12 protein-coding genes and 2 pseudogenes are annotated in these 12,316 nt (G+C 37.9%); 10 read left to right on the top strand and 4 right to left on the bottom strand.

Going from position 1 to position 12,316, the window contains the following annotated elements; all coding sequences use genetic code 11:
* The 10 genes from DW793_RS15495 to DW793_RS12630 form a co-directional block, all read left to right on the top strand.
* On the top strand, positions 1–1,082 hold a 1,082-nt coding region (locus DW793_RS15495), incomplete at its 5' end, for a sensor histidine kinase (RefSeq protein WP_147342209.1).
* Positions 1,083–1,204: 122 nt separating this feature from the next.
* Positions 1,205–1,780 (top strand): accessory gene regulator B family protein, encoded by a 576-nt coding sequence (locus tag DW793_RS12665; protein WP_038670443.1) that lies wholly within the window; start codon positions 1,205–1,207, stop codon positions 1,778–1,780.
* A gap of 1 nt (position 1,781) precedes the next feature.
* Positions 1,782–1,916, top strand: coding sequence for a hypothetical protein (locus DW793_RS15715; protein WP_260647650.1), 135 nt, complete (start codon positions 1,782–1,784; stop codon positions 1,914–1,916).
* A gap of 263 nt (positions 1,917–2,179) precedes the next feature.
* Complete coding sequence (locus DW793_RS12660) at positions 2,180–2,584, top strand: hypothetical protein (RefSeq protein ID WP_038670445.1); 405 nt, start codon at positions 2,180–2,182, stop codon at positions 2,582–2,584.
* 205 nt (positions 2,585–2,789) lie between these two features.
* The gene (locus DW793_RS12655; RefSeq protein ID WP_038670447.1) at positions 2,790–3,935 is read left to right on the top strand and encodes a hypothetical protein; all 1,146 of its coding nucleotides are present in this window, start codon (positions 2,790–2,792) and stop codon (positions 3,933–3,935) included.
* 197 nt (positions 3,936–4,132) lie between these two features.
* Entirely contained in the window at positions 4,133–5,260 is a 1,128-nt protein-coding gene (locus tag DW793_RS12650) for an ABC transporter permease (protein ID WP_147342208.1), read from the top strand.
* 2 nt (positions 5,261–5,262) lie between these two features.
* Positions 5,263–5,934 (top strand): ABC transporter ATP-binding protein, encoded by a 672-nt coding sequence (locus DW793_RS12645; RefSeq protein WP_038670449.1) that lies wholly within the window; start codon positions 5,263–5,265, stop codon positions 5,932–5,934.
* A gap of 17 nt (positions 5,935–5,951) precedes the next feature.
* Entirely contained in the window at positions 5,952–6,419 is a 468-nt protein-coding gene (locus DW793_RS12640) for a hypothetical protein (RefSeq protein WP_118158349.1), read from the top strand.
* On the top strand, positions 6,403–7,614 hold the full coding sequence (locus tag DW793_RS12635; protein WP_118158348.1) for a MutS-related protein: 1,212 nt from the start codon (positions 6,403–6,405) through the stop codon (positions 7,612–7,614). The genes DW793_RS12640 and DW793_RS12635 overlap by 17 nt, the downstream gene beginning before the upstream one ends.
* On the top strand, positions 7,601–8,203 hold the full coding sequence (locus DW793_RS12630) for a hypothetical protein (protein WP_038670458.1): 603 nt from the start codon (positions 7,601–7,603) through the stop codon (positions 8,201–8,203). The genes DW793_RS12635 and DW793_RS12630 overlap by 14 nt, the downstream gene beginning before the upstream one ends.
* A gap of 123 nt (positions 8,204–8,326) precedes the next feature.
* Here the strand turns inward: DW793_RS12630 and DW793_RS12625 are convergent, their stop codons facing one another.
* From DW793_RS12625 to mobL, 4 genes and pseudogenes are all read right to left on the bottom strand, one after another.
* The gene (locus tag DW793_RS12625; protein WP_038670460.1) at positions 8,327–8,641 is read right to left on the bottom strand and encodes a transposase; all 315 of its coding nucleotides are present in this window, start codon (positions 8,639–8,641) and stop codon (positions 8,327–8,329) included.
* 334 nt (positions 8,642–8,975) lie between these two features.
* Positions 8,976–9,773 (bottom strand): annotated as a pseudogene (locus DW793_RS12620) (IS256 family transposase); the annotation flags it as partial.
* Between the two features lie 233 nt (positions 9,774–10,006).
* Positions 10,007–10,972, bottom strand: coding sequence for an SEL1-like repeat protein (locus DW793_RS16010; RefSeq protein ID WP_390624685.1), 966 nt, complete (start codon positions 10,970–10,972; stop codon positions 10,007–10,009).
* 42 nt (positions 10,973–11,014) lie between these two features.
* Positions 11,015–12,172: pseudogene (gene mobL / locus DW793_RS12615) on the bottom strand (relaxase MobL); the annotation flags it as partial.
* Positions 12,173–12,316: the final 144 nt, after the last annotated feature.

Raw genomic sequence — 12,316 nt, 5'->3', positions numbered from 1 at the left:
TGCCATTATTGCCTTTAACGACAGTATTTATTAAAAAACTACTATCAACGATCATTCCCAATATTATTCTGCTGCTTATCACTTCTGTTGAACTTAATTTATTATCATCTCTAAATAGAATAAGCGTCAAGGACTTGATTACAAATGATAATAGCGTAAGATTCATGACTTTGATTGTAATCCAGATTTCTCTTTGGATCTCCTTGAAAATTATAATCAAGCTGTTCAAATTCTCTGACAGTTATACAATATCAGATTGGTCTCCGATTATCACAGTATTAATATCTTCCTTTATTCTAGTATCACTTCTCCATGTACTTTCACTCAATGCGGATGATACGCAAAGAATATACATCAATTTATCATACCTGGTTATCATTATACTGAATTTCCTAATGTTTTACGTTATTTATTCACTCTTCTTCAAGAATGCTCAGATAAAGAATATGAAGGTACTATCCGTAAAAGAACAGTATATGGAACAGTATGTTAATAATGCGGAGACTCAATACGAGCTGATCAGAAAAATAAGGCACGATATAAAGGATCAACTTACCACCGTTTATGAATTGCTCACAAGTGGCAAAACCGAAGATGCTTTGGAATTTATTGAACAATCCAACGGCATTGTTAAAGCTACAATGACATTTGTTCAAACCAATAATCCAGTTGCAAATGCAATAATCAACTCTAAATTGTCTACTGCATCAACTTTAGGAATAAAGGTGTCATGTATTACGGTAAATGACTTTGTAGGTATCAATGAGCTTGATCTATGTGACTTATTGAGCAATACTTTGGAAAATGCGATCACAGCCTGTGAAGCTATGCCGCCAGATTTAAACAAGTTTATCTATTTGGAAATCAGTAAAGAAAACAACATTTATACATTTATAGTGAAAAATTCTCTAGATAAGTCTGTTATTAGCGAAAATCCAAAATTAAAAACCACAAAGAAAGATATCATAAACCATGGACTTGGCACTTCTATTATTAGGGACATAGTAAATAAATACAGTGGAAGATATGATTACTATGAAATTGACAATGCTTTCTGCTGCTCTATAATCTTAGAAACTTAACTCATATGATAGCTCGGCTTATGCCGAGTTATTTTTTTGTGCCTGAAAACTGCACAATATGCCAAAACGCTTGACGAAAGATATTTTATATTGTAAAATTCAAAAAAAGCAAGGTGAAAATTATGAATTACTTGGTATCTCAGATTGTTAATTTTATTACGGAACAAGATGTAATCAGTGATGAATCAGATGTACAAGACTTTTATAGATATGGAATAGAAATAAGTATTTCATCGTTACTTAACATAGTTCTTGTTGTAATAGCAGGTATCCTTATTCATCATATAATCGAAAGTATTGTTTTTCTTACACTATTTATACTTATCAGATCATTCACCGGAGGCTATCATGCCGACACATACTTTAGGTGCAATCTATTGATGTGTACTACATTCATATTAACCGCTTTAGCCAATAGTATATTTTCTAATAAATTCTCCCTATTGATTATTATTGTTTTAATCTGTGTTACTGAACTGATAGTTTCTATCTTGGGTCCTATAGAGAATAAGAATAAACCAATTGATGATTCGAAAAGAATAAAGCTTAAAATAATAGGGATAGTTATAACTTTAATAATTAATTGTACCGGATTGTTTCTTTCGAGAAGTTATCTAGGTACAATGATTATATTAACAACTTTTTTAATTGCCTTGCTCATGATTGCAGCAAAGATTAAAGAGAGAGGAAGTGATTAATGTGAAAAGTTTAAAAAAACTACTAGCTGAAATGATTCAGAAGATTGCAAAACATACAGCAATTTTGGCTTGTGGAGCAGCTTCGGCATACGGTGGATATCAGACTAAAGAGCCAAAGAACATCTACAAGAGATAAGCATCAAAAAACACAATTCAAAAGATTGGCATATTCGACTATTACGATCTACACTAGTATAGTTTTGAGCTGAATTAATCATTTTGTGCAGGAAGAAGATTGATTCAAAGGTTTTCAAAGTACTGTAATACTTGTCATAGCAAGTATAGAAATTGTCTTTTACTTTGCTTAAAGATGGTTTTTTTAGAATACAGACTTTAGGTCGGGAGTATTGCGTTTGTCTTATGATGAAAGCAATAAAAAATTTCAAGGAGGTTTTCAATATGAAACTTAAGAAGAAAATTGCGGCTATGGGTGCTGCTGTTATGATAATGGCTTCTATGAGTGCTATAGGTGCTAGTGCGTATCAAGCATCATATGAGGATAGTTATCGAATTATACTTGCATATACGTCTTATACTCCAAGCGAGACAGATTCAGTGGGAACGGTAACGAATCTTTCAACTACAAAAACAAATTACTCTGTACAGTCAACCCTTTATTACAAGACTTCTGCAGCAAAAATCGGTTCTTATACTCCTTCTGGATGGAAAAAAGGTACGCTGTCCAAAGGTCAGCTTTTGAAAGCAACAACAACCCATAACCGTAATACTAGTTATAAGTATTCTGCCAGAACTCTAGTCATGAAAGATAATAGAGTTTTTAAGGATATTCAGTCTGATTACTAATATATAACCCTGAGGAGCTAAAGCTCCTGCGGCAAGCTTGCCTCGTCGCAGCCGATGAAAAGCTACGCTTACATCGGGCTTTGCTCCGAATTAAATATGCATTAAAGAAATTTTAATAAAAATCAATTGAACATTTTACAAAGGCAATGCATTATCTGAATAACATCAGATAATGCATTGCTTAATGGGTTTGAAGGAGGAAAGAATGTACACGCTGAAAAATCTTAGAAATATGATGAAAAATCATACCGGTATGCTGGTTCTACTTGTGATTTCTATGTTTGTTTCATTCGGGGTTTTGTTTTTCGGTGTTGGATTGTACTATCAGTACAGCAAAAATATTGAGGACGGCGAAATTGACAGCTATGCTGTCGGTTTTTCCATAAATGACATTATTACAAAAAAAAATTTTTGTGAGTTTGTGAAGAATATGCCGAATAAGCTTATGGGTGATGTTTCATATATTACCTGTTTTTCGTCCACGCAGGTAAGCGGAATTGATGAGGAAATACCTGTCGCATTCTATCTTCAGTATTCTGAAGGAAAATTTGAATATTCCGATAAAGTATTTCAGCCAATGATTGATGACCTTGTAATTAAGGACGGCAGTTTTTTCACGCAGGAGCAATATTCAAACGGAGAAAAAAAGGCTGTTGTAATGGGCAGCGGAAATGTAAATCAGCCGACTTCAGCACCCGAATATACAAATTCGGTTACAGCATTCGGTCAGAGCTATGATGTTATCGGCACAATAAACCCTGCTAACAGCAGCTATTTTTTTTACAGTATCTATGTTCCGTTCAGCTCAGTCCCCGACGATACAATTATGAACGACGGGGTTTATCTTGCACTCAACAATAAAATCACTAAATCTGAATATGATGATTTTACCGCATATATCAGCGAATTTTTCAAAGATAAAATCACTCTTTATGAACCGGCATTCGACTTGGCATCAAACACTTCCTACTACATAACAGTTGTACTGATTTCGGTAATCATTGCCATTCTTTCGGCATTGAACATTTCCATTCTGTATAATTACATCATTATCAGCAGAACAAGACAACTGACCATTATGCGTATCTGCGGAGGGTTAACCTCAAATCTGAGCATATCAACCGCAAATGAGATTATTCTTATTATGCTTCCTGTAAGCATTATTTCAGCTTTGTGCTATGATAAATTTATTCTTACTGTACTTTCAGCTAAATTTCCGCTTATGAAAGCTGCATATAATCCATATGTTTACGCAGAAATAATTTTGATTTACTCTGCAATATCGTATCTTCTTAATCTGTTTTTGCTTCATCATAATCTCGGCAAAAAAATTAAGGAGGGATTGAAATGAGAATTAAGTTATACGGCAGGGTTATCGGTATCTTCCTGAAAAAGCACTCGTTTATCAATGTTTTAATAAGCCTCCAGCTGATTGCTGTTTTTGTTATCGGAATAATTATGACATCGATAATAGACGAAAAGGCTTCCTCATATGAGGCTGTCAAACCGCTGCTTAATGGCGAGGGATTGTATTGTGGTGGATATTTTTTGAAAGATAATGAAAATGGCGGACTTTTGGAAAACACAGATGAAATCAAAACTCAGCTGAAAGATGTTGATTTTATCTCGTCTGTAAACTTTGCGTCCCTGCAAACAGGCGTTGATACACAAACTAACGAGGTTAAGACCGCATATGCACTTGTATATGATGATTATTCTGCAAATCTTTTTCGCCCGACAATAGAAAAAGGTTCGTGGATAACTGATTCCAAGCAATCCGATGATATACCGCAGGCTGTAATTACCCGAAATTATCAAGGCTATAATGTTAATGATATTGCTGAATTTGAAACTGAAAATGGAACGTTGAAGGTCAGAATAATCGGTGTAATTGGTGATAATGAAAAATACCTTGGAGCAAACTCGGAATATGAATCAAATGAACCATCCTATCAGTTAATGCTTTCTACACATTTCAACTGTCTGAATGACCAGCTTAAAAACAAAGGCTTTACAAACGAGGAGATTGCTTTGAAACTCGAATCTCTTGGGTATTCAGCGGACAGCATTGTATATAATGAACCTGTATTGTTTTTTACAGATAAGGAGTGGAATAAAACCGATTTGGATTCAGTAATGTCAGACTCCCTTTTTATAAAGTACAACCGGAATATTTCCGATGATGAAAAGCTTTACAACAGAAAATATATCAACGAGAATCTTTCTGTATTATCATTTGCGATACAGTTTTCTCAGTTGAACAACAACAGTCAGACCATTGTTTATAGAGAGTTGTACACATTGATGCCAATAATGTGTGCAATATACCTGCTTGTACTGATTGCGTCAGTGAGCGTTAATGCGATTAACTGCAAAAATAATATGAGAAACGAAGCCATACTGTTTTTGGGTGGTGCAAAAAGAAAACAGTTGCTTACAATCAATGTAATTTACAATGGGCTGATTTGCATTGTGTCTTTGATAATTTCAATAGCAGGATCGTTGATTTTCTACAAGGCAGGATTGTTCAGCAAAACAGTAATTACATTGGGCTGGAAACAGATCACCATTTGCCTGATTGTGTGTGCTGTATATATCTTGGTATCCTGTATCATTTTCTGCATTATCCTTACATCAAAGGCTATAAAAAAAGCAATAATATTATCGGAGGAATAGTAATGGTAAAACTTAATAACATAGTAAAAATATATAATTCAAAGAAAGCCAACGAATTCAAGGCTCTCCACGGTGTTTCGGCAGAAATTCGGGACGGTGAGCTTATTGCGATTATCGGAAAATCGGGTGCAGGAAAATCAACGCTTCTGCATATTTTAGCCTGCATTGACAACTATCAGGAGGGCGAATACTACATTGATGATGTGCTTGTGAAAGACCTTTCCGAAAGTCAGTATGCAAAAATCAGAAACGAGAAAATCGGGATGGTTATGCAGGATTTTGCACTGGTTGAGGATTTCACGGCACTGGAAAACGTGATGATACCGCTGAATTTTTCCAAAAAGAAAGTCAGTGACAAGAAAGAAAAAGCCCTTGCGGCACTGAAATCGGTAGGCATTGAGGAGCTTGCCAAAAAGCTATGCAGCAAACTTTCGGGCGGACAGAAGCAGCGTGTGGCAATTGCCAGAGCGATAGTCAATGAACCGTCAATGATTTTGGCGGACGAACCGACGGGAGCACTGGACACAAAGACTTCCGCTGAGATTATGGAGCTTTTCAAGTCCCTGAACAAACAGGGCAGGACGGTTGTTATAGTTACCCACGACCCGAAGATTGCGGAGCAATGCGGCAGGGTTATTGAGATTAGTGACGGGAATATTGTTACAGCAAAATAAATTGTGGAGTGAAAACAATGAAAATTACCGATTATGTAGATCTGTTCTATCCGTCGGCGGAGGCTGAGGAGTATGCAAAAAAGCGGCAGAAAAAATATGAAAATTATCCGCAGGATTTTATGGTCAATCTTGAAACGGATAACATAGCAAAACTTATTGCACCTATGAATTTTGCTGTCGCAACATCTAAAATGAAAGAGTTTACAGATGACATTGAAACCCTTGATTACAGGCTGGATTGTCTTGAGGACTTTATGAATGTCCCCGAACTTAACGGCAGATTTCGACAGCTGATAAATGAACTCGCAGGAAACAGAATTGACTTTTCAGATGTTGATTGTGTCAACTCGTTTATGCAGATTAAGACCCATATGGACAGCCTTGAAGAATTTCTCGGCTGCATTGAAAACATCAACAGGTTCTTTGCAAAGTATAATCACGCAATTAAGTCGGTAGCGGTAAAAAGGCTTGCACAGTTTTTTTGAAAAACTGCCAAAAAGAGAGAATATTTTCGAAATAGCATACAGCATTTCACAGCTGAAAGATACCTTTTCAAAAACCATACGGAGCGTAAAAATCGGTGTTAATTTTGATTCGGCTATGAATCCCGACAGTGCAGGACTGCTTGAAATCGGATATGACAAAATTTATCCCAAGGGAAATATTCTTGAAAAGCTTGTGTTCAAAAGTTTTGCAGGCAGAGAGCAGTTTATTGGCGAGGAGCATTTCAACTCGGCAACAAGGCACACTCCCATTGATATAGACACTGCCCTTTTCCGTGAACTGAGCAAATACACAAAGGAGTTCGCCCTGCGGATTGCCGCAGCACTTAAAAGCTATCGTTCCTCGGTTTTTTCAGACCTTTCGGAGCTGGAATCACAGCTTGACTTCTATGGCGGAGCGGCACAGTTTATATCAAGTGTTAGGGCAAGGGGAATGAAAATGTGCCGACCGAAATTTCTCCCCTCTGAGAAGCGTGTTACAAGGCTGAAAAACGTCTTTGACCTCAACTTCTACAGGCAGCTTGTTACGCAAAATCCGCAGGAAATTCTGACCGAAAAAATTGTTGCAAACGATATTGATATGTCAGATTACGCACGGTTTTATATGGTGACGGGAGCAAACAACGGCGGAAAAACCACTTTCGCAAGAGCGGTGGGAGTATGTCATTTAATGGCACAAATGGGATTGTACGTTCCTGCGGAAAGTGCAGAGATTTCCCCTGCCGATTACATATTCACCCATTTTCCAAAGGAAGAAGCTGTCGGAATAAATTCAAGCCGATTTACCACGGAAATCAAGGAGCTGAAAAAAATCTGCGAATATATGACCGACAGAAGTCTTGTTATTCTCAACGAATCCATTCAGTCAACCACGCCAGTTGAGTGCTTAAACATTGCAAAAATTCATCTTGAAATTATAGCGGCAGTGGGGGTAAGGGGATTTTATGTCACTCATCTAACAGAACTTTATAATGAAATTCAGCGGATAAACAACAAAAACTATCCCACAAAGGTGGGAAGTCTGGTATCCTGCACAGACAGTGAGGGCAAGCGTATGTACAAGATGAAAGCCGCAAAGCCGCCTATTGAAAGTCTTGCATACACGGTTTACGAAAAATTCGGAGCAAAGCTTGAAGACGTACTTGCAAAGTCGGGTGATAAGAATGGACAAGCGTGAAAACCTTTTGCAGTTTCTTGATTACGGTGGAAACGAGCTGTTTTCAAGCCTTATGGAAAGTGACAGCGACAGACCGCAGGCGTTGGACAGAATGTGCATTTTACTTCGCAAGGCTGTGATTTTCGGGAAACTGAAAGGCAGAGCTGCGGCATACCAATATATGATTTCAAAGGCAAACCAAATGGGATTTATAAAGTCAAAAAAAATACATGCCTACAGGCTGACAGCTGCCGAACGGGAGCGGATTACAGAAAAAGTCTGCAAGTCAACAGGTGCGAAATATTTTTTCAAAAAGTATGGAAAGAACGTGATAATTTATTCTGCACTGCTTGGGGCGGCTGTGATTTTGGTTGTGCTGATATATAATTATATGCACTCGGAAAAATATCTGAAAAGAATGTACCAGGCGGCTGAGGAAACTGTAATTATAGAGTCGGCATACAAAACCGATTACGGCATAAAGCTTACCATACACAACAATTCACTTGCGGACTATTACATCTGCGATTTGCCGACCTTGAAATATACTGACGAATATGATGACCGGGCAATCGGAACATATTATCATTGTAAAAATGCAAAACTTTAAGATTGTGTTATATACAAGTTTGACAAAAAATGACCTGATTCTAAATTCTGTATAGCTGCGGAATGGCATATCAAAATTAAAGAGCAAATCTATTTGATGAGATCGTCGAAACCACCGTCGGTCTTATCTGCATATTTTCATAAAAGTATTCTGTGCAAGATACAGCATTTTGAACAGTCTCTCATCGGTTGGAAATAACGACTTTGTTTTGGTGACCTTTCGCAGCTTACTGTTAATTCCCTCAATCGCATTGGTAGTGTAAGTCAGCTTTCTCAGTTCCTGCAGAAACTTGAAGTAAGTGCTTAGATTCGCCCGATTTTCATACCATGACTTTGAAATCTTTGGATACTTCTTGTCCCATATTGATGCAAATTCGTCAATGGCATCATGCGCAGAAGGCACATCAACAGCGGGATAAACACATTTTAAATCAGCCATAAGTTCTTTCTGACACGCTCAGACCTAAATATTGCGGATATGCTCTTCAATGTCAGCAGTTGACACACCTTTTGCGTAACATTGAGATGATTTTATTCTCCATGTCCGAAGAAATTTTGGGCTGATTTTTCCAAATAAGCTGCAGCTCTGGACCTGCGAAAAAATCTCTGTAAATTCAACAACAGTGATAAAAAACGATATTGTGGAGCGGCTTGAAAAACAGCCGCTCATTTTTTTACAGTATACAATAAATACCGTAATTTGTCAAGGTTCTTCAACAGTCAGTCTGCTGGAATGGAGCGTAGCGGAATGGAGGCAGACTGACTGTGCCGGCTCAGCTTAGCCTGTCGAGATACATGATCTCCAGCTCGCCAAGAACTATGCCCCAGTTTCTCAGCGGTATAGTCCATTTTTTCGCTATTTCATGCGTTGCAAGATACAGTACCTTCAGGAGCGCCGTATCGCTCGGAAATACGCTTCTCTGCTTGTTCAGACGACGATAGCCGCTGTTAAGGCTTTCGATCGCAATGGTGGTGTAAATGACCTTTCTCACATCAGCGGAAAACTTGAAGATCGGTGAGATCACATCCCAGTTTTTGTACCAGCTCTTCATGGCGTTTGGATAATCTTTCTCCCACTTCTCCGTCACACGCTCAAGCTGTTCAAGCGCAGCGTCCTCAGACGGTGCGTGATAAATGGTTTTCAAATCGTTGGAAAATTCTTTCTTGTTTTTTGCACCAACATATTTCAGCGTGTTTCTTACTTGATGAACGATACAACGCTGTAATTCTGTCTGTGGAAATGCCGTATTTACGGCTTCTTTCATACCCGAAAGACCATCGGCACATATCACGAGGACATCCTTTACGCCGCGATTTTTCAGCTCATTCAGGACTCCAAGCCAATATTTTGCACTTTCGTTTTCTCCGATATGTATGGATAAAACTTCCTTGTGACCTGTCAAACTTACTGCAAGGATTACATATGCTGCAAGTTTTTTTATCTGTCCGTTTTCTCGTACAGAAAAATGTACAGCATCAATAAATACAATGAGATAAACCTCGCCCAGAGGACGTTTCTGCCAGTCCTCTATCTGCGGAAGGAGGCGGTCTGTGATATCGGATATCATACTCCTCGAGCAGCATTCCGATGATGTTCTTTTTTCCTTCGCTCATTGGTTCTCTTTTTCTTCTTCCCATAAAAAATCAGCCTCCTGTGTTATTTATATTTTACCATAGTTGACTGCGTTTTTACAGACTTTTTTTCGGTGGGTCTCAGCTCTTTTATTATACACTACTTTGGAGATTTACATAACATATGGGAGAAAACCTATCTTTTCTTTGAATATAGCTTTTAAGATATTTCTTAGTTAGTCATATTTTGTTCTTCTCTGATGCCAATTCCTGACTTTCTCTTTTGTATCATTTTTCTGAGCTTTCTATCAGTTTGTATTTTTAAAGAACACTGCTTCTGCAAATAATTATCCTCAATACAGCGACTTAAATTCACAAACAATCCCATAACAGTATTTCTAAGCAGCATATTTTCAAAATCATCAATATTGTTAAGCATATTCTGAACGTACTCATTACCATCATTTGCGGACTTTGTGAGCCACTCCACAGCCTTTTCCTTATCCTTTTCAAGTTCATCTGCTCCGAAAAGATAAAGCCTGCCGAGCTGATAGCTTGACCACATATTCTTATCAGCGGATTTTTCAAAGTAATCTACCGCCTTTTGAATATCATACTTTTCTTCCTGCAAATACAACTTCCCAAAAGCATACTGTGTGAATTCGTTATCCTCTGCAAGCAGCAAATATTTCTCTGCTCTTTCTAAATCCTGCGTGACAATTTCACCTTTCAAATAAAACTGACCCAACTGAAAACAAGCAAAACTGTCACCCTTATCTGCACATTCTGTCAACATAAATAGTCCTTTTTCAATATCTTGTGAAAAATGTTCACCCGAAATATATTCCAATGCAAAAAAACGCTTTGCATTGGAATTTTTAAGTTTCATTGCTTTTTCTACACACTCCAACCCCTTCTCCAAATCAGCTTCAATGTGGTTTCCCTGAATTAATGCTTTGCCATATTCATACAGACCATTCTTGTTATTCATCTCAGCGGAACGTTTGAAGTAATCAATGGCTTTTGAAATATCAGCTTCCGTTCCAAGTCCGTTTTTGTACATAACTCCAATTTTATAAAATAGGTTATCGTCAGCCTGATCCTTGCTTTCGAGTTCAAGAAATCCTGACAATGCAGCTTTGTAATATCTCTGTGCGGTTTCTTTATTCTCAGCAACATATTCACCCTTGCTGTACATTTGCGCAGCGGCATAGGAAGCATACGGCTGACCCTGAGAAGCCGATTTCTGATACCACAAAAAGGCCTGCGACAAATCTTTTTCCACACCGTTGCCATAATAGTATAGGTTAGCGAGACTGTATTGTGCGAATTTGTGGCCCTCCTGAGATGACTTCAAAAACCATTGAAACGCTTTTTCATAATCCTGTTCTGTGCCTAACCCATAGCAATGCATTTTACCAATGCGATACCAAACGTAAGAACGCATATCCGCAGGTTTCATGACCTGTCCCTTGAATTTAGGTTCGTATGGGAACATATAGTCCGAATCCGGCTCTATCTCCATAAATCCCTGCAATGCCTCTTGGTAGAATGCGAATGATTTTTCTTCGTCTTTTGCGCCAAGCTTGTCGGTGGAATACAATTTTCCTAAATCGTGAATAGCAAGGACATTGCCTGACTTTGATTCGGAGAGCAAGAGCTGTTCCGCCTTTTTGAAATCTTCAAGCTTTGATTGCTTGTTGTAAATAATCTTACAAGCTTCTTTGTATGCTGTACTCCATTTGAGATAGTATTTACTTTGAGGTTCATAATCTTCAATATCGACTGTTACCTCATTTTCATTGCTCCAAATGAAATCTTCGGCGGTCGGCTCGTCGTTATCCGAAAATGTTACTTTATCATTTTCGGATTGCTCAGATTCATCAAACTTCAGAAGAATATCAACATAAAAGTCATCATTCGCAAATTGTTCTGTTGGTTCGGGTTCTTCAATTTCTACATCAATGACAGGATAATTCATGTCAAGCACAGTTCTGATTATCATATTCCGCACAGGCTGAAAAACTTTGTTATCAACCAATGGCGGCAGTTCTTTTTCCTTTTGCGTATAGCTCTTGTATTTCAAGCTCTCCAAACTGCACCATTTTTCATAAAGCTGACGGATATTATTGTCTTTTGCAAGTTCTGAAAAAATACTGTTGACCGTTTCTTTGACATCAGGCGGAAGGTACCCATATACTTTTTTGCCTTTAACATTCTGTAACTGAGAATATAGTTTGCGGATAAGATTTTCAAGCTGCGGATTTTCAAAACCGCCTTGCTGAACTTTTCTGACAATACTTTTAAACTCCGTTTTTGATACAGCTTTCAATTCGTCACGGCTTAACGTCTGCTCCTGATATATGGACTGCAAATCGTCCTTAAATATATCGTTTGCAAAAGCTGAATGGTTTTGTCAATATCACTTGACACATTTTATTCGAACAAGAATTATGCAGCGAAAAAGATATGATCATAGTAGAGCTTTCTTCGAACTGCCGGAGGCAGCCCACCGTTGGCGGTGCAGATTCTTCTGTTAGCC

The organism is Ruminococcus sp. AM31-15AC, assembly GCF_003462045.1.
GTDB classification, from domain to species: domain Bacteria; phylum Bacillota; class Clostridia; order Oscillospirales; family Ruminococcaceae; genus Hominimerdicola; species Hominimerdicola aceti.
This window is presented reverse-complemented; position numbering and strand designations above follow the sequence as displayed.